The 25,080-nt window shown below is 68.7% G+C and carries 23 protein-coding genes and 2 tRNA genes; 10 read left to right on the forward strand and 15 right to left on the reverse strand.

Annotated elements, in window-relative coordinates; all coding sequences use genetic code 11:
* Positions 1-58 precede the first annotated feature (58 nt).
* Together recG and GVY39_RS02730 are read right to left on the reverse strand one after the other, a co-directional pair.
* Entirely contained in the window at positions 59-2,341 is a 2,283-nt protein-coding gene (gene recG / locus GVY39_RS02725) for an ATP-dependent DNA helicase RecG (protein ID WP_159920002.1), read from the reverse strand.
* Positions 2,342-2,344: 3 nt separating this feature from the next.
* Positions 2,345-4,129 (reverse strand): DAK2 domain-containing protein, encoded by a 1,785-nt coding sequence (locus GVY39_RS02730; RefSeq protein WP_159920348.1) that lies wholly within the window; start codon positions 4,127-4,129, stop codon positions 2,345-2,347.
* Between the two features lie 334 nt (positions 4,130-4,463).
* Between GVY39_RS02730 and rpmB the strand changes: the two genes are divergently transcribed.
* The 3 genes from rpmB to GVY39_RS02745 all read left to right on the forward strand — a co-directional run bounded on the left by rpmB (position 4,464) and on the right by GVY39_RS02745 (position 6,108).
* Entirely contained in the window at positions 4,464-4,655 is a 192-nt protein-coding gene (rpmB, locus tag GVY39_RS02735) for a 50S ribosomal protein L28 (protein WP_011210730.1), read from the forward strand.
* A gap of 101 nt (positions 4,656-4,756) precedes the next feature.
* The gene (locus tag GVY39_RS02740) at positions 4,757-5,287 is read left to right on the forward strand and encodes an N-acetyltransferase (protein WP_159920004.1); all 531 of its coding nucleotides are present in this window, start codon (positions 4,757-4,759) and stop codon (positions 5,285-5,287) included.
* A gap of 32 nt (positions 5,288-5,319) precedes the next feature.
* The gene (locus GVY39_RS02745) at positions 5,320-6,108 is read left to right on the forward strand and encodes an enoyl-CoA hydratase/isomerase family protein (protein ID WP_159920006.1); all 789 of its coding nucleotides are present in this window, start codon (positions 5,320-5,322) and stop codon (positions 6,106-6,108) included.
* A 7-nt stretch (positions 6,109-6,115) separates the two neighbouring features.
* On the opposite strand, the gene GVY39_RS02750 is transcribed toward GVY39_RS02745, so the two are convergent.
* The 4 genes from GVY39_RS02750 to thiL are packed head-to-tail and all read right to left on the reverse strand — an operon-like array spanning position 6,116 to position 9,173.
* Positions 6,116-6,979: an alpha/beta fold hydrolase gene (locus tag GVY39_RS02750; RefSeq protein ID WP_159920008.1), complete on the reverse strand. Its 864-nt coding sequence runs from the start codon at positions 6,977-6,979 to the stop codon at positions 6,116-6,118.
* A gap of 58 nt (positions 6,980-7,037) precedes the next feature.
* Entirely contained in the window at positions 7,038-7,265 is a 228-nt protein-coding gene (locus tag GVY39_RS02755; protein WP_159920010.1) for a hypothetical protein, read from the reverse strand.
* 52 nt (positions 7,266-7,317) lie between these two features.
* The gene (locus tag GVY39_RS02760; protein ID WP_159920012.1) at positions 7,318-8,001 is read right to left on the reverse strand and encodes a uracil-DNA glycosylase; all 684 of its coding nucleotides are present in this window, start codon (positions 7,999-8,001) and stop codon (positions 7,318-7,320) included.
* Between the two features lie 11 nt (positions 8,002-8,012).
* A complete protein-coding gene (thiL, locus tag GVY39_RS34205; protein ID WP_236565255.1) occupies positions 8,013-9,173 on the reverse strand; it encodes a thiamine-phosphate kinase in 1,161 nt (386 codons plus the stop codon).
* A 181-nt stretch (positions 9,174-9,354) separates the two neighbouring features.
* On the opposite strand from thiL, the gene GVY39_RS02775 reads away from it, so the two are divergent.
* The gene (locus tag GVY39_RS02775) at positions 9,355-10,101 is read left to right on the forward strand and encodes a DUF3515 domain-containing protein (RefSeq protein WP_223512545.1); all 747 of its coding nucleotides are present in this window, start codon (positions 9,355-9,357) and stop codon (positions 10,099-10,101) included.
* 322 nt (positions 10,102-10,423) lie between these two features.
* Here the strand turns inward: GVY39_RS02775 and GVY39_RS02780 are convergent, their stop codons facing one another.
* Positions 10,424-11,527, reverse strand: coding sequence for a D-alanine--D-alanine ligase family protein (locus GVY39_RS02780; RefSeq protein ID WP_159920014.1), 1,104 nt, complete (start codon positions 11,525-11,527; stop codon positions 10,424-10,426).
* Between the two features lie 87 nt (positions 11,528-11,614).
* Positions 11,615-12,610: an NAD(P)H-dependent glycerol-3-phosphate dehydrogenase gene (locus GVY39_RS02785; protein ID WP_159920016.1), complete on the reverse strand. Its 996-nt coding sequence runs from the start codon at positions 12,608-12,610 to the stop codon at positions 11,615-11,617.
* Between the two features lie 31 nt (positions 12,611-12,641).
* Here GVY39_RS02785 and cofC point away from each other — a divergent pair, with 31 nt between their 5' ends.
* The 3 genes from cofC to GVY39_RS02800 all read left to right on the forward strand — a co-directional run bounded on the left by cofC (position 12,642) and on the right by GVY39_RS02800 (position 16,527).
* A complete protein-coding gene (gene cofC / locus GVY39_RS02790) occupies positions 12,642-13,325 on the forward strand; it encodes a 2-phospho-L-lactate guanylyltransferase (protein WP_159920018.1) in 684 nt (227 codons plus the stop codon).
* Between the two features lie 71 nt (positions 13,326-13,396).
* Positions 13,397-15,568 carry an RNA degradosome polyphosphate kinase gene (locus tag GVY39_RS02795; RefSeq protein ID WP_159920020.1) on the forward strand — a complete coding sequence of 724 codons (2,172 nt, stop codon included), beginning with the start codon at positions 13,397-13,399 and terminating at the stop codon, positions 15,566-15,568.
* A complete protein-coding gene (locus tag GVY39_RS02800) occupies positions 15,565-16,527 on the forward strand; it encodes a bifunctional NUDIX hydrolase/histidine phosphatase family protein (protein WP_159920022.1) in 963 nt (320 codons plus the stop codon). Before GVY39_RS02795 ends, GVY39_RS02800 begins: the two co-directional genes overlap by 4 nt.
* Positions 16,528-16,730: 203 nt before the next feature.
* On the opposite strand, the gene GVY39_RS02805 is transcribed toward GVY39_RS02800, so the two are convergent.
* From GVY39_RS02805 to leuC, 3 genes are all read right to left on the reverse strand, one after another.
* A complete protein-coding gene (locus GVY39_RS02805; RefSeq protein ID WP_159920024.1) occupies positions 16,731-17,378 on the reverse strand; it encodes an HU family DNA-binding protein in 648 nt (215 codons plus the stop codon).
* 156 nt (positions 17,379-17,534) lie between these two features.
* Positions 17,535-18,143, reverse strand: a complete 609-nt coding sequence (gene leuD / locus GVY39_RS02810) for a 3-isopropylmalate dehydratase small subunit (RefSeq protein ID WP_159920025.1) — start codon at positions 18,141-18,143, stop codon at positions 17,535-17,537.
* Between the two features lie 39 nt (positions 18,144-18,182).
* Entirely contained in the window at positions 18,183-19,604 is a 1,422-nt protein-coding gene (gene leuC / locus GVY39_RS02815) for a 3-isopropylmalate dehydratase large subunit (RefSeq protein ID WP_159920027.1), read from the reverse strand.
* A 170-nt stretch (positions 19,605-19,774) separates the two neighbouring features.
* Between leuC and GVY39_RS02820 the strand changes: the two genes are divergently transcribed.
* The 3 genes from GVY39_RS02820 (at position 19,775) to GVY39_RS02830 (ending at position 21,330) form a co-directional block, all read left to right on the forward strand.
* Positions 19,775-20,476, forward strand: coding sequence for an IclR family transcriptional regulator (locus GVY39_RS02820; protein ID WP_159920029.1), 702 nt, complete (start codon positions 19,775-19,777; stop codon positions 20,474-20,476).
* A 33-nt stretch (positions 20,477-20,509) separates the two neighbouring features.
* On the forward strand, positions 20,510-21,010 hold the full coding sequence (locus GVY39_RS02825; RefSeq protein WP_159920031.1) for a PPOX class F420-dependent oxidoreductase: 501 nt from the start codon (positions 20,510-20,512) through the stop codon (positions 21,008-21,010).
* A gap of 140 nt (positions 21,011-21,150) precedes the next feature.
* Positions 21,151-21,330 carry a DUF5302 domain-containing protein gene (locus GVY39_RS02830; RefSeq protein ID WP_159920033.1) on the forward strand — a complete coding sequence of 60 codons (180 nt, stop codon included), beginning with the start codon at positions 21,151-21,153 and terminating at the stop codon, positions 21,328-21,330.
* 1,059 nt (positions 21,331-22,389) lie between these two features.
* On the opposite strand, the gene GVY39_RS02835 is transcribed toward GVY39_RS02830, so the two are convergent.
* The 4 genes from GVY39_RS02835 to GVY39_RS02850 all read right to left on the reverse strand — a co-directional run bounded on the left by GVY39_RS02835 (position 22,390) and on the right by GVY39_RS02850 (position 25,073).
* Positions 22,390-22,462, reverse strand: a tRNA-Glu gene (locus GVY39_RS02835).
* A 146-nt stretch (positions 22,463-22,608) separates the two neighbouring features.
* Positions 22,609-22,680: transfer RNA gene (locus GVY39_RS02840), tRNA-Gln, on the reverse strand.
* A gap of 121 nt (positions 22,681-22,801) precedes the next feature.
* Entirely contained in the window at positions 22,802-24,286 is a 1,485-nt protein-coding gene (gene gltX, locus GVY39_RS02845; protein WP_159920035.1) for a glutamate--tRNA ligase, read from the reverse strand.
* Positions 24,287-24,299: 13 nt separating this feature from the next.
* The gene (locus GVY39_RS02850; protein ID WP_159920037.1) at positions 24,300-25,073 is read right to left on the reverse strand and encodes a fumarylacetoacetate hydrolase family protein; all 774 of its coding nucleotides are present in this window, start codon (positions 25,071-25,073) and stop codon (positions 24,300-24,302) included.
* Between the last annotated feature and the right edge of the window lie 7 nt (positions 25,074-25,080).

Below are 25,080 nucleotides of genomic sequence, written 5' to 3' on the forward strand. Positions count from 1 at the left end.
GCGGCTCCCGGCCATCACACGCACGAACAGCTCGACCGATAAACCGGCACAGCCGGTGTCAGGACTTGGCCAAGTACTCCAAGCGCTCGGAATCGACGGCGGCGTGCATCATCCCCGCGAGACCGGGATGCCTGCGCAGCCCGGGATCGGATGCCACCACGGCCCGGGCGAATTCCTGAGCGGCGGTGATGACCTCCAGATCGTCCAGCAGCGACAGCAGCCGCAGCGAACGGGCCGTACCGGACTGCGCGGCGCCGAGCACGTCGCCCTCGCGGCGGGTACGCAGGTCGAGCACCGCGAGTTCGAAGCCGTCGGTGGTGGCGGCCACCGCGTCCAAGCGCGCCATCGCGGACCCGCCCGGCGCGGCATCCGTGACCAGCAAGCACAATCCAGGGTGCTTGCCCCGGCCGATCCGGCCACGCAGCTGGTGCAACTGGCTGACGCCGAACCGGTCCGCGTCGACGATCACCATCACCGTCGCGTTGGGCACGTCCACACCGACCTCGACCACCGTGGTGCACACCAGCACGTCCACCGATCCGTCGTTGAACGCGCGCATCACCTGGTCTTTCTCGTCGGCGGGCAGTCGGCCGTGCAGCAGGCCCACCCGCACGCCCGACAGCGGCCCGCCGCGCAGCATCTCGAACACGTCCAGCACCGCCTGGGTGTTCGAAGCCTCCTTCTCGCCGTCGCCGGACTTCGAGCGTCCATTGCGGGACTTGCCCGCCGTATCTTCGTCCTCGCCGATGCGCGAACACACCACGTACGCCTGACGTCCCGCGGCGACCTCCTCCACGATCCGCTCCCAGGCACGATCCACCCAGTTCGGGTGCTGCCTGCGCGGCACCACCTTGGAGACGATCGGCGAGCGGCCTCTCGGCAGTTCGGTCAGCGTGGAGGTCTCCAGATCGCCGAGGGTGGTCATGGCGATCGTGCGTGGGATCGGGGTGGCGGTCATCACCAGCAGATGCGGGCTCGCACCCGCTTTCGCCTTGGCGCGCAGAGCATCTCGCTGCTCCACACCGAAACGATGCTGCTCGTCGACCACGACCATGCCGAGGTCGAAGAACTCGACGTTGTCCTGGATCAGCGCATGCGTGCCGATCACGATGCCCGCCTCGCCGGTCACCGCCTCCAGCAGCGCCGCCTTCTTGGCCGCGGCCGACATCGACCCGGTCACCAGCACCACGCGGGTGGCGTTGTCGGCCGCGCCCAATTCGCCGGCGGCGCCCAGTTCGCCGAGCATGCCGCGCAGCGACCGGTAGTGCTGCGCGGCCAGTACCTCCGTCGGGGCGAGCAGTGCGCACTGGAGGCCGGCGTCGACCACCTGCAGCATGGCGTGCAGGGCGACGATCGTCTTCCCGGAGCCCACCTCACCTTGCAGCAACCGGTGCATCGGCTGCTCGCGGGCCAGATCGGCGGAGATCTCCGCCACGACCTGCTTCTGCCCGGCGGTCAGGTCGAAAGGCAACCGCTGGTCGAACGCGGCGGCGATGCCGTCGGCGCGCGGCGCGCAGGCGCGAGCGCGGCGTCCGGAGACCTCGTGCCTGCGCTCGGCCAGCACCAGTTGCAGAGCCAGCGCCTCGTCGAAGCGCAGCCGGTCCTTGGCCTGATCGATGTCGGACTTGTGTTCGGGCAGATGGATCAGGCGCAGCGCGTCGGACAGGTTCGGCAGGGCCCGTTCGGCCCGCACGTCCTCCGGCAGCGGATCTTCGATGGGATCGAGCTGATCGAGCACCTGACGCACGCACGCGAGCACGTCCCAGCTCTGCACCTTGGCCGTCGCCGGGTAGACCGGGATGAACTCGCGTTCCATGAAAGAGGTGTCCACGCCCCCCGCGCCTTTCGCGCTCTCCGCGAGACCGCGCAGGTCACCGCCGCCGCGCACCTTCGTCAGCGCGCCGACCGACGCGGCGTCGTCCTCGGCTTCCGGCAGAATCAGGTAGCCGGGGTGGCTGAGATTCCACTGCCCGGGGCGCCAGTAGTTCACCGTGCCCGACATCATCGCGCGCAGGCCTTCGCGAACAACGTATTTCACCTTGTCGCCATTGAAGAAGGTGACGTCGACGCCGCGACCGGAGCCGGTGTCGAGCACCACCTTCAGCAGGGAACCGCGGCGGTTGCGCATCGGACGCAGCTCGGCCTTGGTGATCCGTCCGATGACGGTGATGTGCGAACCGTCCTCCGGCGCCTCCTCGGTGAGCGGCTGGCCCTGCGTCGCGTACCGCAGGGGGTAGTGCCGCAGCAGATCCTCGACGGTCTGCATGTCGAACGCGTCCGCCAGGGAGGCCGCCGCCTTGGCCCCGAGAATGTGGTCGAGCCGATCGCTCAGTGTCGCCATGCCCTACTCCACTCCGATCTGCACCGAATCACCCTGCTGCCCACCGGAATACACGATCACCTCGACACCGGGGAAGTTCTGTGCGATATGGGCGGCGAGTTCGTCGCCGAGGTCGTCCGGAGCCGCCGCTCCCATCAGCAGCGTGACCAGCTCGCCGCCGAAGGCGAGCAGCCGATCCAACAGGGTCCGCCCGGCCGTGCGCACGTCGCGCTCGATCACGACGACATCGTGACCGGTCAGACCGAGCCCGTCGCCCGGCGCGCAGGTGCCGACCATGGTGAGCGCGCGCTCGGTCGCCACGCGCAGCGACCCCCAGCGTGTCGTGGCGGCGGCCTCCGACATGGCGAAGGCGTCGTCCACCGCGATCCGTCCGCGGTCGTGCACGGCCAGGGCCGCCAACCCTTGCACCATCGACGCGCTCGGCAGCAACAGCACGTCCCGGTGGGCGTCGCGCGCGGCGACGCCCACGGCGACCAACTCGTGCGCGGGCAGCGCGCCGTTGGGCAGCACCAGCACCTCGCGGTTGGGCATCCGCCGGATCGCGGCCAGCAGCGTCGTGGCGGCGACCGGCTCGTCGCCCGCCAGCACCACGGCGCCCGCGTCCTCGAACAGCGTCGCGGCGCCCGCGCCGTCGACCACCGCCAGGATTCCGCGATCGGCCGGAGTCCCGGGAGCCGCCGCCGTAGCCGGGCCGAGCGAACCCGCCACCACCTGGGTCGAATCGGCGGGCGGAGCCGATCCCGTGACGTCTTCGGTCCGCATCGGCGGGACACGAGAGTCGCAGGCGCGGTCGCCGGGGTTGGTCCTGTCCTCTGTTCGTGCTCTCCCGCCGCGATCGGCCGCGACGAGGTCGCCGGACCCGGCGAGCACGTCCGGGCGCGACCCGAGGGCGACGTTCTCGACGCGGATGCGGCTGAGCTTGCCCGCCGCGATGCCCGCCTCCACCGCCGCACCCGCGTCGGCACAGTGCACATGCGCCGACCAGGCTCCGACACCGTCGCCGACGACCACGACCGAGTCGCCGAGTTCGCCGAGACGGGCGCGCAGCGCGGCCACTTTCGGCTCGTCGGAGTCGGCCAGCAGGTACATCACCTCGTACTGCGGTTCGGCCTCGCCGGGGGGCGCGATTCGCGCCGCCGTCGGGGGCCGTGGGTACTCCGGCCGAGCGGGCGCCGCACCTCGTGTGACGGTGACCAAGCTGTCCAGCAGTACGACCAGCCCGCGAGCTCCCGCGTCGACGACACCGGCCTGCCGCAGCACACCCAATTGAAAGGTCGTGTCGCCGAGCGCTTTGGCCGCACCGTCGGCCGCCGCGAGCGCCACGTCCCCGAGCGCCTGATCCGGGCACCCCGCGGCCGCCGCGGCCGCACAGTCCAGCACGGTGAGAATGGTTCCCTCGATCGGCACGCTCAGCGCCTCGCGGACCAGTTCGGATGCCCTGGTCAGCGCAGCCCGGAGACTGTCGGCCGTGAACGGACCACCGTCCACCGCATCCGCGACGCCACGCAGCACCTGAGACAGGATGATGCCCGAGTTGCCGCGGGCGCCGATGGTCGCGCCGTGGGCCATCGCGACGGCGACGGCATGGGCCACGCTCCCGCCCGAGTTCGCCCGCTGCGCCGCGGCCGCTTCCCCCGCCTCGACGGCGGCGCGCATGGTGGCCAGCAGATTGGTGCCGGTGTCCGCGTCCGGGACGGGAAAGACATTGAGCGCGTTGATCTCCGCGCGCCGGTGTTCCAGGCCGGCGAGACAGGTGCGGCCCCAGCGCAGCAATGCCGTGCCGTCCATCCCATCTCGCGCTCCGGACACCGTCCCCTCACTCCCTTCCGCCACCTGCGCACCACCACCGCCCGCCAGGTTAGCGGGCGGTCCCGACAGGCGACCGGCAAGACCGCGCCGTTAGACTGGGGATGCCCAGCAACCGCTCCGGCACTCGTGGCACGGGGACCGGTTTGGTGGATCGGTGTCGGCACAGCTACCCTTGCAGGGTTGCCTCGCGCGGCCGTCACCGGTCTGCGCTGGTCGGCTCCCCGCCGACAAGGCACACACTCGACATTGCACGAGGACGCGCCGCACCGCGAAAGCGGCGGTCCCCACCATTGACATGAAGGAGTTCGCGACTATGGCTGCCGTCTGCGACGTCTGCGCCAAGGGCCCCGGCTTCGGGAAGTCGGTCTCGCACTCGCACCGGCGCACCAACCGTCGTTGGAACCCGAACATTCAGACCGTGCGCGCGCAGGTCGCCCCGGGCAACACCCGCCGCATGAACGTGTGCACCTCGTGCCTGAAGGCGGGCAAGGTCGTCCGCGGCTGATCCGCCCTCCGGCTGACCAGCACCCCGGCACACGCCCCGGCACCCGTATCGGGTGGTCCGGGGCGTCGTCATGACTGTGGGGGTCAGCGAGTGCGGCCACTGTGAGCGAACATCCGTGGCGAGTCCAGCCCTTGGCCGCGGGGTACACCCACAGCCTCGCCGAATGTCACATCGCCTGCTGGCGCGAGGCGTTTCGGGGACTGGCGCCCGCGCACGTGCTCGACGCCTTCGATGTCGGGCGGCGGGCCGAGCAGTGGGAACGCGATCGGGTGCGCTATCCGGGCCGCACCCACGTCGCGATCATCGATGACGAAGTGATCGGATTCTCCAGCGCGGGCCCGCCCGATGACGCGGACGCGGTGACTCCACTCGAACTGCACGCACTCTACGTTCGATCCCGCTGGCACGGCAGCGGTGTGGCCGACGATCTGATCCGCGCCGCACTCGACCCGGCCGCTGCGTGCTCGCTCTGGGTGTTCGAGCGGAACGCGCGCGCTCAGGCGTTCTACCGGCGGCATGGTTTCGTGCTCGACGGCACCCGCAAGGTCGAGTCGTTCACCGCCGCGATGGAGGTGCGCATGGTGCGTAAGCCGACGATGCGCGCGGACCCCGCACCGGACGGCACTCGCTAGGCGTATCCGCGCCTTCGCTTAAGGTGCAGATCATGACCTCCAGCGAGCAAGCCGGGTACGTGACAACCGTCGACGGCGTCCTCCAGATCACCATCGCCACCTCCGCCAACGGCACGTCCATGGATTTCGCGGGCATCAACGCGGGCACCGCCGCGCTGAACGCACTCGGCTCCGAAGCGGGCGCGGTGCTGCTGCGAGGCACCGGTCGCAACTTCTGTGCGGGCGGCGACGTGCGCGGCTTCGCCGCGGCGCAGGACCGCTCGGCGCACATTCACGGTCTGGCCACCGACCTGCACGAATTCGTCCGGGCGCTGGACGCTGTACCGCTCCCGGTGGTGGCCGCGGTCCAGGGTTGGGCGGCGGGTGCGGGCATGAGCCTGGTCTGCGTGGCCGACATCGCCCTGGGCGGTCCGGGCACCAAGCTGCGCCCCGCTTATCCGGGAATCGGCCTGAGCCCCGACGGCGGCATGTCCTGGACGCTGCCGCGCATCGTCGGTCGGGCGCGGGCCCGCGAGATCCTGCTCACCGATGCCGTCCTCGACGCCGACGAGGCGGTGCGCCTCGGCGTACTGGGCAGGCTGGTCGCCGACGACGAGATCGCCGAGGAGGCGCAGCGACTGGCGCGCACCCTCGCCGCGGGACCGCGGTCCACCCACGCGAGCATCAAATCGCTGCTGCGGCAGTCCGAGAGCGCGACGCTGAGCGATCAGCTCGACAGCGAGCGCGACGGCATCGCTGCGGCCGCCGGCTCCGCCACCGGACGCGAGGGCGTGGACGCGTTCGTGGCGAAGCGTGAGCCCGACTACGCCGGACTCGCCTGATCCGGCTTCATTCCCAGGTGGCGAGTACGAATTTCGCCACCGCGTCGGTGAACGAGTCGTTGTCGTCGCCTGCGGCGGTGTGCGCGGCGCCGCCGATCTCCACGAGCTGGGCGTGCGGCACCAGCCGCTGGAACGCCTCGGCTCCCTCGGCGCTCACCACATCCGAACGCATGCCGCGGACCAGCAGCACCGGAATGCGCAGCGCCCGCGCCGCGTCCTCCATCGGCTCGGTCATCGCCGACGGGTCCTCGACCCGGTCGCCGAGCATGTCCGGGTCCCAGTGCCAGTACCAGCGGCCGTCGCGCTCGCGCAGATTGCGGAGCAGGCCGTCGGTACTCTTCGGGCGCGGACGGTGCGGCAGGTACTCGGCGACCGCGTCGGCCGCCTGCTCGATGGTGTCGAAGCCGTCGCGATGCTTGCCGAGGAAGTCGATTACCCGGGCGATTCCCTCCGGCTCGGGCCTGGTCACGATGTCGACGAGAACGAGAGCGCTGATCGCCTCCCCGCCGGGCCGTGCGGTGGCGAGCAGTCCGGTGATCCCGCCCATGCTGGCCCCGACGACCACCGCGGGCGCGCCCAGCTGTTCCAGCACCCGCAGCAGGTCCTCGGCCATGGTCTGCCGTCGGTAGTCGCGATCCGGCGCCCACTGGCTGTCGCCGTGACCGCGGGCGTCGACGGTGACGACCCGCATTCCCGACGCGCCGAGCCGCGCGCCGGTCTGCTTCCACGAGTGCCGGGTCTGCCCGCCACCATGCAGGAAGACGACGAGCGGGCCGTCGACCGGGCCGAACTGATCGGCGGCCAGCTCGATTCCGCCCGAACCGCGCAGCCGGAGCCGGGACGGTTCGAGAAGATTGTTCGCATTACTCACGATCTGTAGGATCGCACAACGCCCGTCCGCACCGGCGTGAACCCGGCGAATCGAGGGTTCAGCAGCCGAGATTGCCCACGAAGAACAGGCACGCGATCTTGGCATTCACCGACGCGGAGATGGTGGAGGAGCCGCTGGAGGTGTACTCCTCGGCGACCGGAGCCGTCGTGGTCTCCGCGGCGGGCTCGAGCCGCAGGGGGGCCGCACCTGCGACAGCGGCGCCGCTGGTGAGCGCGGCGCAGAAGGCCAGGGTCGCGGTAGCGCCGCGGAGGGTGGTGTTGTGCATGGAAGAGCTCCTCACTCGTTTTCTCTCGGTCGATCACACACAGACGCCCGATTCAGGGCAGGCGCCAGTCAACCGGTTCGGCCCCCAGTTCGTCGAGTAGTTCGTTCACTCGCGAGAAGGGGCGGGAACCGAAGAACCCGCGCGACGCCGACAGCGGCGACGGATGCGCGGACTCGATATAGGGAATCTCGGATTCTGCCAGCAACGGCTTGAGCGTCGCCGCGTCCCTGCCCCACAGGATCGCCACCAACGGCTCGTCCCTGGCGACCAAGGCGCGGATCGCCTGTTCGGTGACCGCCTCCCAGCCCTTGCCCCGGTGCGAGGCGGGCTTGCCGGGAGAAACGGTGAGCACTCGGTTGAGCATCAGCACACCCTGGTCCGACCACGGGCTCAGATCGCCGCAGGAGGGCGTGGGGTGGCCGAGATCCTTGCTGTATTCGGCGAAGATGTTGGCCAGGCTGCGCGGGATCGGCGAAACGTCCGGCGCGACGGAGAAACTCAGCCCCATGGGATGGCCGGGCGTCGGATAGGGGTCCTGGCCGACGACGAGCACGCGCACCGCGTCGAACGGACGCTGGAAGGCGCGCAGGACGTTCTCACCGGACGGCAGGTAGCCGCGGCCCGCGGCGTTCTCGGCACGAAGGAATTCGCCCATGGCGGCGATCCGGTCCGCCACCGGCTCGAGTGCCTTCGCCCAGCCCGGATCCATGATTTCCGTCAATGGTTTCGTGCCCATGACCGCACAACTTAGCGTGGGTCGCCGTCGAGGGCCGAGTCCGCCCCACGGAAGGATTCCCACCCGCCGTCGCCGGTCTGGGTCACGCCGTCGACGGTAAGCCCGCGACCGGCCACAACCTGCCCGATCGCGACCCATCCGGACGGCAGCGCGCGGTCCGGCGCCCATGTTCCCGCGAAGGCGTGGTCCTCGCCGCCGGTCAGGATCCATTGCGTTGCATCGGCTTCCAGCCGAGCGGCGACGTGCTCCAACGCCGGGTCGCGCAGCGCCGCCGAATCCAGATCGATGGCGACACCTGATGCCGATGCGATGTGCCCCAGATCCGCTAGCAACCCGTCGGACACGTCGGTCAACGCGCGCAACCCCACGTCGGTCGAGCCGGTCCGGGCCCGCGACCTTCCCACTCGCGCTTCGTGGTCGCCGTTCGGCGGCTGCCGCCGCGAAAGCTCCTCGCCTGTCGTGGTACCGGGCATGTCCGCCGCCGGGTCGATCGATCCGGGACACGACCGCGCGGAAGACTTCTGCGCCACAGTCGAATTCGACCCGTCGAGCGTTCCGCGGCCCAGCGCGTCCAGGACGGCGGCGTACGGCGGCTGCGGGACACGATGAGCGGCAAGCGCTTCCGCGACCTCGGGTCCGGTCACCCCAGCGGTGAAGGCGGCGAGTCCCGCGGCCGACCAGCCTAGACGGCCGGCCACCGCGACGACGTCCCCCGCGCGCGCACCCGCTCGGGTGATCGGCGCGCCTTCCCCTGGATCGCCGAACGCGGTGACGGAGATGATCAGCTCACGGCTGCGGACCAGGTCGCCGCCCGCGATCGAGGCGCCCGCTCTGGCCGCCTCGGCCCACATGCCGTCCGCAAGCCCGTCGACGACTTCGAGCGGAGTGTCGGCCGGGCAGCCGAGCGCGACGACGAACGCGGTCGGCGTCGCGCCCATGGCGACCACGTCGGCGGCGTTCTGCGCGATCGCCTTGCGGCCGATGTCCTCGGGGCTGGACCAGTCCAACCGGAAGTGCCGATCCTGCACGAGCATGTCGGTGGACACCACGAACCGGCCGTCGGGCGCGGCGACCATCGCCGCGTCGTCGCCAGGGCCGAGCAGCACACCCGGCGCTTGCACCCGGCCCGCGTTGATGCGGTCGATCAGCGCGAACTCCCCCAGTTCACGCACTGTCCTCGGGCCCCTACTGGCGCTGATGACCGATCCTTTCCGGCGCGCTGCTTGCTGGAATGAGCCCGACGGTACCCTTTCGGAGGCACCTCGAGTACTACCGGGCCGGTCCATCGCGCCACCATCGCGCGGCCACCGACCGGCGCCGACGCGCGAACGAGAAAGGATCGGTGAGTGTTGTATGGCGGCGGATTCGCCGGACCGCGATTCCGCGGAACGCGAGCATTCGGACGGCACGCAAGCCGGTGCGGACGCTCGGAAGCCCGCCGCACCGGGCGGTCCGGCAGGCAGCGCCGACGCCGCGGACTCGAACGCGCAGGCCGCCGCCTCCGAAGCAGCGGAGCAGACGGCGGATTCGGCCGCTGAAGCCGACGAGCCGGACAACGCGCCCGCACATCAATATTCGCCCGCGATCATCGCCACCGCCGTCGCGCTTCCCGTCGTGCTGGTCGTCGCGGTGCTCGTGGCCGCCGTGCTCGCGAGCCGCGCGCCGGTCGAGCGGGAACCACTGGTGCTCGGCCCTGTCCCTGCCCCTGCGGCGGAGGGTCCAGCCTGCGCCGCCCTGCTGCCCGCGCTGCCCGCGGACCTGGGTGAGTTCACCAAATCGACCCTGGTCGAGCCCGCTCCGCCCGCCACCCGCGCGTGGCAGCGCGCCGAAGGCGGGGACCCCATCGTCCTGCGCTGCGGTTTGGATCGACCGCTGGAATTCAACCGCGCCTCACCGTTGCAGGTCGTGAACGGCGTGCAGTGGTTCGAGGTCCGCGACCAGACCGCCGAGGTGAGCACCTGGTTCGCCGTCGACCGCGGAACCTACATCGCCCTCACCGTCCCCGACGGCTCCGGTCCGACGCCGCTGCAAGAAGTCTCCGACATGGTCACCGCCACCATCCCGGCCCAGCCGATCGATCCGGGACCGCTGCCCAACTGACGCGCGGCTCGGTGATCGGCGTTGTCGTCATCGCAGCCCGGCGGACGCCTGCCAGACAGCCGATCGCTTCACTCCGTGCCCCCGGACCGGATTCGCGACGCGGTGAACCACTGCTGCACGATCTGTGCCGCAGACCGGCACGGTCGGTCACGTAGGCGATTGTGTGGTGCCGAACTATCCAGGACGCGGACGAAGGTAACCCGGTGGCCCGGGCATCAATTTCGACGTGCGATCCATCAGGGTCACCCGGCTCGGCGGCCTACGGATCGGTGCACAGCAATTATTCCGCAAACTCAAATCCGCGCCGATTGCGCGGTACCGCTCAGCGCAGGCCGGTGCCGCGGGCGAGCGCGGTTTCGATGAGTGTGGAGATCAGTGCGGCGAAGTCGACACCGGTGGCCTCCCACATGCGCGGGTACATGGAGATGGCGGTGAAGCCCGGCATCGTGTTGATCTCGTTGATCACCGGGCCCTGGTCGGTGACGAAGAAATCGACCCGCGCCAGGCCCTGGCAGTCGAGAGCTCGGAAGGCACGCACGGCCAGTTCCCGGATCTGCTCGGACACCTCGTCGTCCAGCTTGGCGGGAACGTCGAACTCGCAGACGTCGTCGAGGTACTTGGTATCGAAGTCGTAGAACGCGGGAGGCTCGGCGGTGACGCCGGTCTCCGGCATCCGGATCTCGGCGACCACGCTCGCCGCGACCCGCCCGTCCGGATGCTCGAGCACCCCGCATTCCACTTCGCGTCCGACGATGCCCGCTTCCACGATCACCTTCGGGTCGTGCGCGCGCGCCGCGGCGATGGCCGCGTCCAGCTCGTTCCAGTCGGTCACCCTGGTGATGCCGATCGATGATCCGCCGCGGGCCGGCTTGACGAACACCGGCAGGCCAAGGCGCAGCCGGTCCTCCTCGGCGACGGTCGCCGTGCCGGGCCGCAGCACCACCTGGGTGCCGATCGGCAGTCCCTCCGCCGCGAGCAGTTTCTTGGTGAATTCCTTGTCCATGCCCGCCGCGCTGGCCAGCACCCCCGGTCCGACATACGGGATCCCGGCCAGCTCCAGCATTCCTTGCAAGGTGCCGTCCTCACCGAACGGTCCGTGCAGGATCGGGAAGACCACGTCGACCGAGCCGAGAGCGGCGCTCGGATCGTCGAGCGCGATCAGCGCCCCCGAGCGGCTCGGGTCGGCGGCCAGGGTCAGCGCCGTGCCGGTGGCATCCACCGACGGCAGCGCGCGATCGTGGATGCCGAGCGCGGCCACGTCCGCACCGCCGAGCACCCAGCGGCCCTCCGCGGTGATGCCGATCGGCACGACCTCGTACTTCTCCGGATCCAGGTGGCGCAGCACACTACCGGCCGATACGCAGGACACGGCGTGCTCGTTACTGCGCCCGCCGAAGACCACAGCTACCCTGATCCGGTTCGTCATGACCCGAACCGTACCCGTTTCGACCCGCGCACCCACCGCTGACCGTCCGGGACACCGCGGTCTCCGCTCAGGGCGTGCGCAGCCGGATCACTCCGGCTTCATCCGCCGTCCGAGCAGGTTGCCGACGGCTTCGCGCACGGAAAGTCCTTCGTGGCAGACCTGGTGCACCGAGGTGGTCAGCGGCATCTCGACGCCGTGCCGCTCGGCCAGCGCGCGCACCGATGTGCAGGACTTCACACCCTCGGCGACCTGTCCATGAGTGGCCGATTGGGCGGCTTCCATGGATCCGCCCGCGCCGAGCACATGGCCGAAGGACCGGTTGCGCGACAGCGGCGAGGTGCAGGTGGCGACCAGATCCCCGACTCCCGCGAGCCCGGCCAGCGTGACCGGCTCCGCACCGAGGGCCACCCCGAGCCGGATGATCTCGGCCAGACCGCGGGTGATCAGGCTGGCGATCGAGTTGTCACCCAGGCCCATGCCCGAGGCGATGCCGCAGGCGAGCGCGATGACGTTCTTGCACGCCCCGCCGATCTCGCAGCCGACCACATCGGTATTGGTGTAGGGCCGGAAGTATCCGGTCGCGCTGGCGTGCTGCACCGCGACCGCCCGGTCGTTGTCCGAGCAGGCGATCACGGTCGCGGCGGGCTGTTCCACCGCGATCTCCCGCGCCAGGTTCGGCCCGGACAGCACCGCGACCCGGCTCTGGTCGGCCCCGGTGACCTCCTCGATGACCTGACTCATGCGCAGCAGCGTCCCGGTCTCGATCCCCTTCGCCAGGCTCAGCAGCGTGGCATCGGCCGGGATCATCCCCTTCCACTCCGCGAGGTTGGTGCGCAGCGACTGCGACGGCACCGCCAGCACGACGATGTCGGCTTCCGCGAGCGCCACCGCGGGGTCGTGGGTCGCCGCGATCGGCGGCAGCGGAATATCCGACAGGTAATCGGGATTGCGATGTTCGGAGGCCAGCGTCGCGGCGACCTCGGGCCGCCGGGCCCAGATCGTGACCTCGGTTCCCGCGTCCGCCAACACCTTCGCGAACGCGGTGCCCCACGATCCTGCGCCCAGCACTGCCGCCCTCGTCATCAGCCCAATATGCCATGGAAGGATTGCTCGCATGCGCCCGCACGCCGTGCATGCCGTGATCGCGGTCAAGAGCCTCGATCGGGCCAAGAGCCGACTGGCCGACCGGCTGCGCCCGGAGCACCGGGCGCGGCTGGTGCTGGCCATGCTCGCCGACACCGTGACCGCCACCACGGCGGTAGGCGATGTCGTATCCGTGACCGTGGTCACGCCCGACCCCGCGGTCGCCGATCTGGCTCGCACGCTCGGCGCCGACGTCCATCCGGAACCACGCGGGCCGCGCTCGGGCGGGCTGAACACCGCGCTGGCCGCCACCGCCGCCGCGTTGCGCGATGCGCACGGGCCGATCGATCTGCTCGCACTGCAGGCCGACCTGCCCGCGTTGCGGCCGGAAGAACTGTCGGACATGCTCGCCGCCGCTCCCCGAGGCCTGCGCTCGATCGTGGTCGACCACGAGGGCAGCGGCACCGCCGCGCTGGTGGTGCGCGATCCCCTCGCCGCACTCGACCCCCGCTTCGGCCCCGGGTCCGCCCGCAGCCACATCGGGGCAGGCGCGGTGGATCTCACCGGGGACTGGCCGGGACTGCGCCTGGACGTCGACACCGCCGACGATCTGGACCGCGCGGTGGCCCTGGGGGCCGGCAACGCGACTCGTGCTGTCCTGCACGACATCGGCTGGCCGGGCGGCGTTCACGAACACGTTCCACACGTGTGCTAGACGATCGCCATGGTGGCGTGAGACACAGACCGATCACGCTCACGGGATGCACATGAGCTGTCCGGTAAGGGATGATCGTTGGCGTGAGCGATACGGAAATCGTCAAGCAGCAGCCGTTGCTTCCCACGCCACCCCCGGCGGCGACACCCTTGTCCGCCGACTCGGTGGCGCCACGGTTGCCACGTGATCGCTACCTCAATCGTGAATTGAGCTGGCTGGACTTCAACGCCCGCGTACTCGCGCTCGCCGAGGACGCGTCGCTTCCGTTGCTGGAGCGGGCGAAGTTCCTGGCGATCTTCGCGTCGAATCTCGACGAGTTCTACATGGTGCGGGTCGCGGGATTGAAGCGCCGCGCCGAGACCGGTCTGCTGGTGCGCTCGGCCGACGGCCGCTCCCCCGGCGAGCAACTGGAGCTGATCGCCGCGCGCGCACAGGAGATAGCGGTGCGTCATGCCCGCGTCTTCCTCGACAGCGTGCTGCCCGCGCTGACCGCCGAGGGCATCGCGATCATCGACTGGAGCGATCTGGACGACGACGAACGCAGGCGTCTTTCCGGTTACTTCCAGGATCAGGTGTTCCCGGTCCTCACCCCGCTCGCGGTGGACCCGGCGCACCCATTCCCCTACATCAGCGGGCTGAGCCTCAACCTCGCGGTGACGGTGAAGGAACCCGCCACGGGCGGCGAGCACTTCGCCCGCGTCAAGGTGCCCGACAACGTCGACCGGTTCGTCCGCGTGCGCCGCACCGACTCCGGCTCACCCATCGCCGCTTTCCTGCCGATGGAAGCGCTCATCGCCGCGCACCTGGATCTGCTGTTCCCCGGTATGGACGTGGTCGAGCACCACTCGTTCCGGATCACCCGCAACGCGGACTTCGAGGTCGACGAAGATCGCGACGAGGATCTGCTGCAGGCGCTGGAGCGCGAGCTGGCCCGGCGCCGGTTCGGTTCGCCGGTGCGCCTGGAGGTGTCCGACGACATGACCGAACACATGCTCGATCTGCTCCTGCGGGAGCTGGATGTCGACCCCGGCGACGTGATCCAGGTGCCCGGCCTGCTCGACCTGTCCTGCCTCTGGCAGGTATACGGCGTGGACCGGCCGAATCTGAAGGACACTCCGTACGTCCCCGCCACGCCGCCCGCGTTCGGCGAGCGCGAGACGCCACGCAACGTCTTCGCCGCCCTGCGCGAGGGCGACGTGCTCGTGCACCACCCGTACGACTCGTTCTCCACCAGCGTGCAGCGGTTCATCGAACAGGCCGCCGCCGACCCGCAGGTGCTCGCCATCAAGCAGACGCTCTACCGCACCTCCGGCGACTCCCCGATCGTCAACGCGCTCATCGACGCCGCAGAGGCGGGCAAGCAGGTGGTCGCCCTGGTCGAGATCAAGGCGCGGTTCGACGAGCAGGCCAACATCAAATGGGCCCGCGCGCTGGAACAGGCCGGTGTGCACGTGGTGTACGGCCTCATCGGACTGAAGACCCACTGCAAGACCTGCCTGGTGGTGCGGCGCGAGGGCGCGACCATCCGCCGCTACTGCCACATCGGGACCGGCAACTACAACCCGAAGACCGCACGGCTCTACGAGGACGTCGGATTGCTCACCGCCGCACCCGAAATCGGCGCCGACCTGACCGACCTGTTCAATTCGCTGACCGGTTACTCGCGGAAAGAGAACTACCGCAATCTGCTCGTTGCCCCGCACGGCGTGCGCTCCGGCATCATCGAGCGCATCCAGCGCGAGACCGAGCTCGCGGCGCAGGGTGCGGACGCCCGAATCCGGCTGAAGGCCAATGCGATCGTCGACGAGGAGATCATCGACGCGCTGTACCGGGCCTCGCAGGCGGGCGTACCGGTGCAGATCGTGGTGCGCGGCATCTGCGGGCTGCGTCCCGGTGTGCCCGAGATGAGCGAGAACATTCAAGTACGCTCCATCCTCGGCCGGTTCCTGGAGCACTCCCGTGTCATGCACTTCCAGGCGCAGGACGAGTACTGGATCGGCAGCGCCGACATGATGCACCGCAACCTGGATCGCCGGGTGGAGGTGATGGCGCAGGTGAAGGATCCGCGATTGACCGAGCAACTCGGTGAGGTGTTCGACTCCGCGCTGTCGGCGACCACGCGCTGCTGGGTGCTGCAACCCGACGGCACCTGGCAGGCGTCACCGGGCTCCTCCGGGGACGGGGACAAGATCAGAGATCATCAGGAGTTCTTGATGCGGCTGCGCAGGCCCGAGCAGCAGTGAACGCCACAACGGGGTTCGAACAGGGGGGGAGCCCGTTCTGGGATCCCCGCGTCACCGCCAACATCCACGCGGCGGGTGCGTTGCTGTGGCGGGAGTCGGCTGCGGGTGCGATCGAGATCGCGCTCGTCCACCGCCCCAAGTACCAGGATTGGTCCCTGCCCAAGGGCAAGCTCGACCCGGGTGAGACACCGGTGCTGGCCGCGGTCCGCGAGGTCCGCGAAGAGACCGGCCTGGAGTGCAGACTGGGCCGCTATCTCGGCTACGTGACCTACCCGATTCCAGGCCATCGCAAGCTGAAGCGGGTCGACTACTGGGCCGCCGAAGTGGCGGGCGGGGAGTTCACCGCCAATTCCGAGGTGGACGTGCTCAGCTGGCACCCGCTGGACCGGGTGATGGAGCAACTGTCGTATCCGATGGACCGGCAAGTGGTGCGCGCCTTCACCCGGCTGCCCGCACGCACCGACACCCTTCTGCTGGTCCGGCATGCCCGAGCCGGCCGCAGGGACCGCTTCAACGGTCCCGACGAGCAGCGTCCGCTCGACCGCGAAGGCGAGACGCAGGCACGTGCGCTGGCGCCGAATCTCTTGGCGTTCGGCGCATCCGAGGTGTACTCGGCCCCTCCGCTGCGCTGCGTGCAGACCATGGCGCCGCTGGCGGAGAAGCTCGGCCGCGAAATCGGCATGGAGCCATTATTTTCCGAGACCGGGTACGCCGAGCACCCGGACGAGGCCCGGGAACGTCTTCGAGCCCTGGTGTCGGACAATGCCGTTCGCGTCGTCTGCAGTCAGGGCAAGGTGATCCCGGATCTGCTGGGATGGCTGGCCGAACGCGACGGAATCGCGCTGCCGTCGGCGCGCAATCGCAAGGGCAGTGTGTGGGTGCTGTCGTTCGTCGGCCAGCGCTTGGTGGCCGCCGACCATCTGGATCGAACGCTGTCAGCCTACGTGGCGCAGTCCTGATACGCGCGAAGCTCGCCCGTCACCGCGCGCGTCGGCGGTCGCCGCGCGCTCGAGGATGACCCGGGTGAGCCGCGACCGTGAGGTCTCGGTGGGTGGACAGCCGAAAACGGCCCCGGGTGTCTCCCGGGGCCGTCTCGACGTTGAGGCGAAGGGGCCCGGTCGTGGGGCCGCGCATTCAGCGCCGATCCGGCGGTGGCTCGAGATCAGCGGGCTCGACGAGCCGGGGCCTTCTTGGCCGCGGTTTTCTTCGCAGGTGCTTTCTTGGCGGCGGTGGTCTTCTTGGCCGCCGTGGCCTTGGTGGCCGCCTTCTTGGCCGGAGCCTTCTTCTCGACCGCGGTCTTCTTCGCGGGCGTCTTCTTCGCAGCGGTCTTGGTAGCGGTCGTCTTGCGCGCGGTGGTCTTGGCCGGGGCCTTGGCGGCGGCCTTGCGGGCTGTCGTCTTGGCAGGCGCCTTGGTCGGCGTCGATTTCTTGGCGGCGGTCTTCTTCGCCGCCGTCTTCTTCGCCGCCGCCTTCTTGGCGGCCACCGGCGCATTCACCCCGCGCTTGACGGCGGGCCCGGTCGCGGCCAGTTTCTGCTTGCCCGCGATCACCGCCTTGAACTGAGCGCCGGGGCGGAACGCGGGCACCGAAGTGGGCTTGACCTTCACCGTTTCGCCGGTACGCGGGTTCCTCGCGACGCGAGCCGCCCGCTTACGCTGTTCGAACACACCGAAACCGGTGATTGTGACGCTCTGACCCTTGTGCACCGCGCGCACGATGGTGTCGACCACATGCTCGACTGCCGCGGTGGCCGTGCGCCTGTCCGTACCCAACTTTTCGGTCAGAACGTCGATCAGTTCCGCCTTGTTCATTGAATCCTCCGCAGACTAATGGCCCGTCGTCGGACCGACTAGGTACCACGGTAAACCCACTTTGGGCAAGAGTCTATGTGCCACGCCAAAATTCATGTGGTTTAGCACACGTCCAGATACCACAACTCCGGCTGTCCAGCTAACTGACGAGGGTGATTACGTCTGCGAAATATGTGCTGGAAGGGTAGTGGGTTTCCATGTTGGCCTTGCCTTTTCGAACCGGGAGATCGCGTCCTCCCGGCGCAGGGTCAGCCCGATGTCATCCAATCCCTCCAGCAGACGCCACCTGGTGTAGTCATCAATATCGAACGGCAACACGACGGTTCCGGCCGTCACCGTGCGCGCCTCGAGGTCCACAACCAATTCCAAGCCGGGCTGTTCCTCGAGCAACTTCCAGAGCATTTCGACATCGTTCTGTGACATCTGAGCGGCCACCAGCCCGCCCTTGCCCGCATTGCCGCGGAAGATGTCGGCGAACCGGGATGAGATGACCACCCGAAAGCCGTAGTCCGACAGCGCCCAAACAGCGTGTTCACGAGAGGACCCGGTACCGAAATCCGGTCCCGCCACCAGAACACTACCCCTGTTGTATGGTGACGTGTTCAGAATGAAGTCCGGATCGGCCCGCCATGCGGCGAACAACCCGTCTTCGAATCCGGTACGAGTCACCCGCTTGAGGTAGACGGCCGGGATGATCTGATCGGTATCGACATTGGAGCGGCGCAGCGGCACCCCGATGCCCTTGTGCACGGTGAAGGCTTCCATTACGAATCTCCTGGGTTTGAATGAGTGAATCGGGGGCGGTCAGTCCAGATCCGCAGGCGACGACAGTCTTCCGCGGACCGCCGTCGCGGCCGCTACGAGGGGAGAAACGAGGTGCGTACGGCCGCCTTTGCCCTGCCTGCCCTCGAAGTTACGGTTCGAGGTCGACGCGCAACGCTGGCCCGGCTCGAGCTGGTCCGGATTCATTCCCAGGCACATTGAGCAGCCCGCCTGCCGCCATTCGGCGCCCGCCGCGGTGAAAATCTCGCCCAGTCCTTCTTTTTCCGCCTGTGCGCGAACCCGCATCGACCCCGGTACAACCAACATTCGCACGCCGTCGGCGACATGACGTCCCTTCAAAATCCCGGCCACCGCACGCAAATCCTCAATGCGTCCGTTGGTGCACGAACCGACGAATACGGTGTCGATCGGTACTTGCCGAAGTGGAGTACCCGGCTCCAAGTCCATGTAACGCAGAGCTTTCTCCGCGGACTCGCGGGCCGCCTCGTCGGCGATGGCGGCGGGGTCGGGCACGGCCTCGCCCAGCGGGGCGCCCTGGCCGGGGTTGGTGCCCCAGGTGACGAACGGGGTCAGCTCGGCGGCGTCGATGTGCACCTCGGCGTCGAAAGCGGCGCCCTCGTCGGTCTTCAGCGCCTCCCAGGCGGCCACCGCGGCGTCCCAGTCGGCTCCCTGCGGCGCGTGCGGCCGTCCTTTGAGGAATTCGTAGGTCGTTTCGTCCGGCGCGATCATGCCGGCCCGTGCGCCCGCCTCGATGGACATGTTGCAGATCGTCATTCGGGCCTCCATCGACATGGCCCGGATGGCCTCCCCCCGATACTCCAGGACGTAACCCTGGCCGCCGCCGGTGCCGATCTTCGCGATGACGGCCAGGATCAGGTCCTTACTGGTCACGCCGTCGGGCAAGGCGCCGTCCACCGTGATCGCCATCGTCTTGAACGGGCGCAGCGAGAGCGTCTGGGTGGCAAGCACATGCTCGACCTCGGAGGTGCCGATGCCCATCGCCAGCGCGCCGAACGCGCCGTGGGTCGAGGTGTGGCTGTCGCCGCACACCACGGTCATGCCCGGCTGGGTCAGGCCCAGCTGCGGCCCGACCACGTGCACGATGCCCTGATCCAGGTCCCCCATCGGGTGCAGCCGCACACCGAATTCCGCGCAATTGCGCCGCAGCGTGTCGACTTGGGTGCGCGAAATCGGGTCGGCGATCGGCTTGTCGATATCGATCGTCGGGACATTGTGGTCCTCGGTCGCGATCGTGAGATCCGGCCGTCGCACCGGCCTGCCCGCGGCGCGCAGCCCGTCGAAGGCCTGCGGACTGGTCACCTCGTGGACGAGGTGCAGGTCGATATAGATCAGGTCAGGTTCGCGCGAGGCGCCCTCGCCCTCCCCGCGAGCGACCACATGCTGATCCCATACCTTCTCGGCCAGCGTGCGCGGTTCGGCCATTGTCGATCACCTTTCGGACGAAGCAGCCGTTCCGCGATCCGGACTGGCGATGCGGCGACGGTTGCACGAGTTGGGCTGGCTGTGCCTGGTCCGAACACTGACGGCGAGAATCCGCGAAGGTGGGATTCTAAGCACTCGATTCTCAGCATTCGAGACGCTAGTATCGTTCTATGAGACAGCATAGCGGCATCGGCGTCCTCGACAAAGCAGTGGCGGTCCTCTACGCCGTAGCCGAGCATCCGTCGGGTCTCAACGAGCTGTGCGCCCGCACCGGGCTGCCCCGCGCCACCGCGCACCGACTCGCCGTCGGCCTGGAAGTGCATCGCCTGCTCGCTCGCGACGGCAACGGCACGTGGCGGCCGGGTCCGGCCCTCGCCGAGCTCGCGACCAGCGCCGATGACCCGCTGCTCGAGGCCGCCTCGGCCATCCTCCCCCGGTTGCGCGAGATCACCGGCGAAAGCGTGCAGCTCTACTGCCGCGACGGGAACGCGCGCGTCTGCGTCGCGGCGCTTGAACCCCCCGCCGGGCTGCGGGACACCGTGCCGATCGGGGCGCGGCTGCCGCTCACCGCGGGCTCGGCGGCCAAAGTACTGGTGGCGTGGGCCGACCCGGAGCTGCAGCGCACCATCCTGGCCGACGCGGTGTTCGGCGAGCGCGCGCTGGCGGAGGTGCGCAAGCGCGGGTGGGCGCAGAGCGCGGCCGAGCGCGCGGCGGGCGTGGCCAGCGTTTCCGCTCCGGTGCGCGACGCCGGAGGCACCGTGGTCGCGGCCGTTTCGGTGTCGGGACCGATCGACCGAATGGGCCGCAGGCCGGGCGCCCGGTGGGCGGCGGATCTGGTCGCGGCCGCCGAGGCCCTGCACAAGCGCCTGTAACGCGTTTCAATTCGGACTCTCTACAGTTGGCCCATGGGAGTCAACCAACGGGCACAGATCGTGATGTCCGACACCGAGATCACCGAGTTCTTGCAGCGCAGCCGGATCGCGACGCTGGCGACCATCGGCCCGAAGGGCACGCCGCACCTGACCGCGATGTGGTACGCGCTCATCAACGGCGAGATCTGGTTCGAGACCAAGGCCAAATCGCAGAAGGCGGTGAATCTGCGCCGCGATCCTCGGATCACCTGCATGGTGGAGGCGGGCCAGACCTACGACCAGCTCAGGGGCGTATCGATCGAGGGCCGCGGCGAGATCGTCGAGGACGCCGAGAAACTCTTCGCGGTCGGCGTGAGCGTCTGGGAGCGCTACACCGGCCCCTACAACGAGGAGGTGCGGCCGATGGTGGAAGCCATGCTGCACAAACGGGTCGCCGTCCGTGTGGTGCCCGAGCGCACGCGCAGCTGGGATCACCGCAAGCTCGGCCTGCCCGCCATGCCGCTCGGCGGCACCACCGCGCAGTCGCTGGACTGACCGGAGCGGGCTCGGCCCGCGCGACGCGCACGAAATCGAACTGACACAACCACCTCCCACGGGCTAGCGTCAGGGGGTTCGACAAGAATCGGCCGGGCATCGCAGCCCGCGCTGCGCGGCCGCGACGACGAGGAGCAGCGATGGCGGATTCGGGTAAGTCCAATGGCGCCGACGAGGTGAAGCGCAAGTTCCGGGAAGCACTGGAGCGCAAGAACCAGCAGAACGCCCGCGCGGTCGACCACCTCGACGGACGGTCCAAGGCCTCCGGTGCTCACACCGCGGTCGGCCACAAGCGGGAATTCCGGCGTAAGAGCGGCTAGTCCGCGCAGACGGCGAAGGCCCTCCGGCAAGACCGCTGGAGGGCCTTATCTTTGCGCCGGGGCGTGCGGCCCGCCGCAGGCAGTCGGGCCATTCGGCCCGGTAACTCCTTCCGGCGAGACTTTCGAGCTCTGATTGTGGGTGCGGCGAGCAGGACCGAACTCGCCGGAGCTGGTCGAACAGTCGCGCAGCCGACAACACGGCTCCATGGCACCTCGGCAGGCACGATCCGGATCATCTGCTCGCACCGTACGCATGCGGCCTGCTGGATGTTCGGCGACGGGGAAGATCCGCCTACCGACTCGCCGGGTCCACGTCGCGGATTCCCTGCGATCGCCCGCGAACTCGCCGAACGAACCGATCCGACGCTGACGCCCGCACCCCCTACCGACTCGAAGCAGGCGGCGCGCCCGTCCGAAATCGTTCACTACCGCCGGCACTGCCGTGCAGTCGGTTTATGAACTTCGTCACTCGGGGCTTCTCCTCGCCAGCCCGAACCTCTTCGGCACCACGACGAGCGTCTGCTGCGAACACCCTTCGAGAACCAAGCCGCCCAAGACGACACTTCGACCGAGCGGGTCAAGACCGTCAATCCGAGTCACCAGCGACCACCCTAGTCACCAGCGACCACGCGAGTCACCAGCGACCAACCAACGACCCCCTGTGTCGCCAACGATCCCCGTGTCGCCAACGACCACCTCTGTCGCCAACGACCACCTGTAGCACCACCGACCATCTGAGCCACCAGCCACCACGCCGGACGGACACACCGACCACGGGGAGACGAAGTCCAAGTCCGCAGAACACAGCCACACCGCCACCCAGCTCGGGACGAAGCCCCAACCCGCAGCTCACAGCCACCCCGAACCACAACCCAAGCGGGGCGAAGCCTCAGTCCGCAGATCACAGGAACACCGGACCCCAACCATCCAGGCGAGGCGAAGCCCTCGCCAGGGGTCCGGGGGCGAAGCCCTCCGGGCGGGGTGTGGGGGTTGCACCCCCACAAGACATAGCGAAACGAGAAAGGCCCATGCTCCATGAGCATGGGCCTTCCACTCGTGTAGCCCCGACGGGATTCGAACCCGCGCTACCGCCTTGAGAGGGCGGCGTCCTAGGCCGCTAGACGACGGGGCCAGGACTGCTTCTCACTGTCGCGAGGAGCGCCGTGTTGATCTTTCGATCAGGAGGCTCGGCTAGCTTAACCGGCCGAGGCCCGGCGACCAAATCGCCAGGATGCTGATTGATTCCGGCCGCGAACCGAAGTCGAACAACACTCTCCGCTGGGGTACCAGGACTCGAACCTAGAATGGCTGAACCAGAATCAGCTGTGTTGCCAATTACACCATACCCCAATGACCAGGTTGTTCAGCCTCGCGTCTGGGTGACTCGAGACCGTGTTCCGGGCCGAGAAGAAGAGTACCAAACGGCTACCGGTTAACTACAAATCGCCTGGTCAAAGCCATATTTTTGCCGTCAGGACGGCGTTTGGCCCGCTGCTTGCCAGGTCAGCGCCGCGCGCAGCCGCTCCATCGTGGGGCCGCGACCGAGCAGTTCCAGCGATTCGTACAGCGGCGGGCTGATATGCGACCCGGTGACCGCGACCCGCACCGGCGCGAAGGCTTTGCGCGGTTTGAGCCCGAGATCATCGATCAGCGCCTTTTTCAGCACCTCTTCGATCGACTCGGCGGTCCACCCGGACAGCGACTGCAATGCGGCAATAGCGGCTTGCAATACTTCTTCGGCGTCGGAACCCAGATTTTTGGCGCCCGCGGCGGGGTCTATCGCGAACTCCCCCGCGGGTGCGAACAAGAAACGCAGCAGTTCCCACGCGTCGGCCAGCACCACGATCCTGGTCTGCACGAGTTCGGCCGCGGCGGCGAACACCTTCTCATCGATCTCCGCGCCGATACGACCGTGCTCGGTGAGATACTCCCGCAGCCGGTGCGCGAAATCACCCGGCGCCAGCAATCGGATGTGCTCGGCATTGAGCGCGTCCGCCTTCTTCTGGTCGAAACGGGCCGGATTCGAATTTACTTTCGAAATGTCGAATGCTTCGACCATCTCCGCCATGGAGAACACGTCGCGGTCCTCCGACAGCCCCCAGCCGAGTAGCGCGAGATAATTCAGCAAACCCTCGGGAATGAAGCCGCGATCGCGATGGGCGAATAGATTCGATTCCGGATCCCGCTTGGACAGCTTCTTGTTGCCCTGCCCCATCACGAACGGCAGGTGACCGAACTGGGGAGTGAATTCGGCGACCCCGATCCGGCGCAGCGCTGCGTACAGCGCCAGCTGCCGGGGGGTCGAGGAGAGCACGTCCTCCCCGCGCAGCACGTGGGTGATCCGCATCAAAGCGTCGTCGACCGGATTGACCAGGGTGTACAGCGGGTTGCCGTTGCCTCGGGTGAGCGCGAAGTCCGGGACGCTGCCCGCTTTGAAGGTCGTCTCGCCGCGCACCAGGTCGTTCCAGGACAGGTCCTCGTCGGGCATCCGCAGCCGGATCACGGCGGCGCGCCCCTCGGCCCGGTACGCCTCGATCCGCTCGGGCGTCAGATCACGATCGTAGTTGTCGTAACCGAGTTTCGGATCGCGTCCCGCGGCACGATGGCGAGCTTCGACTTCCTCCGGTGTGGAGAATGACTCATAGGCTTCACCGGCCTCCAGCAAACGCCGAACCACATCCAGATGCAAATCTTTTCGCAGCGACTGGCGATATGGCTCGTAAGGCCCGCCGACCTCCGGTCCCTCGTCCCAAGTGAGGCCGAGCCAGCGCAGCGCGTCGATAATCGCCCGGTAGGACTCCTCGGAATCGCGTGCGGCATCGGTGTCTTCGATTCGAAAGACGAATGTGCCACCGTGATGGCGGGCATAGGCCCAGTTGAACAGCGCCGTCCGGATCAGGCCGACGTGCGGTGTCCCGGTCGGTGACGGGCAGAATCGGACCCGTACTTCAGTCATGGCTCTCTTTCGATCAGCGTTTGGCGGCAACGGGATTGGTGAGGGTTCCGATGCCCTCGACGGTCACCGACACCTGCTGTCCCTCCCGCATCGGGCCGACGCCCTCGGGGGTGCCGGTGAGGATGACGTCACCGGGCAGCAGCGTCATCACGGTGGTGACCCACTCGATGAGCTTCGGAATGTCGTGGAGCAGAAGCGAAGTGCGGCTGCGCTGGCGCACCTCGCCGTCGAGCTCGGTGACGATCTCCAGATCCGAGGGGTCCAAGGACGTTTCGATCCACGGCCCCAGCGGGCAGAAGGTGTCGTACCCCTTGCCCCTGGTCCATTGGCCGTCGTGGCGTTGCTGGTCGCGGGCGGTGACGTCGTTGGCCGCGGTGTAACCGAGCACCACGTCCAGCGCGCGGGCGGCGGGCACGTCCTTGCAGGGCCGGCCGATGACGATGGCCAGCTCCCCTTCGTAGTCGACCTGAGACGAACTGGGCGGCAGGATGATCGGGGCGTTCGGCCCCACGATCGCGGTGTTCGGCTTCAGGAAGATCACCGGATCCGCGGGGGCTGGACCGCCCATCTCGGCGGCATGGGCGGCGTAGTTCTTGCCGACGCAGACCACCTTGCTGGCCAGGATCGGCGCGAGCAGCCGCACGTCGGCCAGCGGCCAGCTCCGTCCGGTGAACGTCGGTGTGCCGAACGGGTGTTCGGCGATCTCCTTGGCCACGCTGTCGCTTCCGTCGCCCTCGATGCTCACGAAGGCGACCCCATCGGGACTGGCAACTCGACCTAGACGCATGCCGGGA

Source organism: Nocardia sp. CY15, from assembly GCF_009829295.1.
GTDB lineage: Bacteria > Actinomycetota > Actinomycetes > Mycobacteriales > Mycobacteriaceae > Nocardia > Nocardia sputi.

What these genes read in the sequence shown, in the direction of transcription:
- recG (WP_159920002.1), bottom strand. Translation starts at nt 2,341, where the DNA reads ATGGCGACACTGAGCGATCGGCTCGACCACATTCTCGGGGCCAAGGCG.
- GVY39_RS02730 (WP_159920348.1), bottom strand. Translation starts at nt 4,129, where the DNA reads ATGGACGGCACGGCATTGCTGCGCTGGGGCCGCACCTGTCTCGCCGGC.
- rpmB (WP_011210730.1), top strand. Translation starts at nt 4,464, where the DNA reads ATGGCTGCCGTCTGCGACGTCTGCGCCAAGGGCCCCGGCTTCGGGAAG.
- GVY39_RS02745 (WP_159920006.1), top strand. Translation starts at nt 5,320, where the DNA reads ATGACCTCCAGCGAGCAAGCCGGGTACGTGACAACCGTCGACGGCGTC.
- GVY39_RS02755 (WP_159920010.1), bottom strand. Translation starts at nt 7,265, where the DNA reads ATGCACAACACCACCCTCCGCGGCGCTACCGCGACCCTGGCCTTCTGC.
- GVY39_RS02760 (WP_159920012.1), bottom strand. Translation starts at nt 8,001, where the DNA reads ATGGGCACGAAACCATTGACGGAAATCATGGATCCGGGCTGGGCGAAG.
- GVY39_RS02775 (WP_223512545.1), top strand. Translation starts at nt 9,355, where the DNA reads ATGGCGGCGGATTCGCCGGACCGCGATTCCGCGGAACGCGAGCATTCG.
- GVY39_RS02780 (WP_159920014.1), bottom strand. Translation starts at nt 11,527, where the DNA reads ATGACGAACCGGATCAGGGTAGCTGTGGTCTTCGGCGGGCGCAGTAAC.
- GVY39_RS02785 (WP_159920016.1), bottom strand. Translation starts at nt 12,610, where the DNA reads ATGACGAGGGCGGCAGTGCTGGGCGCAGGATCGTGGGGCACCGCGTTC.
- cofC (WP_159920018.1), top strand. Translation starts at nt 12,642, where the DNA reads ATGCGCCCGCACGCCGTGCATGCCGTGATCGCGGTCAAGAGCCTCGAT.
- GVY39_RS02795 (WP_159920020.1), top strand. Translation starts at nt 13,397, where the DNA reads ATGATCGTTGGCGTGAGCGATACGGAAATCGTCAAGCAGCAGCCGTTG.
- GVY39_RS02805 (WP_159920024.1), bottom strand. Translation starts at nt 17,378, where the DNA reads ATGAACAAGGCGGAACTGATCGACGTTCTGACCGAAAAGTTGGGTACG.
- leuD (WP_159920025.1), bottom strand. Translation starts at nt 18,143, where the DNA reads ATGGAAGCCTTCACCGTGCACAAGGGCATCGGGGTGCCGCTGCGCCGC.
- leuC (WP_159920027.1), bottom strand. Translation starts at nt 19,604, where the DNA reads ATGGCCGAACCGCGCACGCTGGCCGAGAAGGTATGGGATCAGCATGTG.
- GVY39_RS02820 (WP_159920029.1), top strand. Translation starts at nt 19,775, where the DNA reads ATGAGACAGCATAGCGGCATCGGCGTCCTCGACAAAGCAGTGGCGGTC.
- GVY39_RS02825 (WP_159920031.1), top strand. Translation starts at nt 20,510, where the DNA reads ATGGGAGTCAACCAACGGGCACAGATCGTGATGTCCGACACCGAGATC.
- GVY39_RS02830 (WP_159920033.1), top strand. Translation starts at nt 21,151, where the DNA reads ATGGCGGATTCGGGTAAGTCCAATGGCGCCGACGAGGTGAAGCGCAAG.
- gltX (WP_159920035.1), bottom strand. Translation starts at nt 24,286, where the DNA reads ATGACTGAAGTACGGGTCCGATTCTGCCCGTCACCGACCGGGACACCG.
- GVY39_RS02850 (WP_159920037.1), bottom strand. Translation starts at nt 25,073, where the DNA reads ATGCGTCTAGGTCGAGTTGCCAGTCCCGATGGGGTCGCCTTCGTGAGC.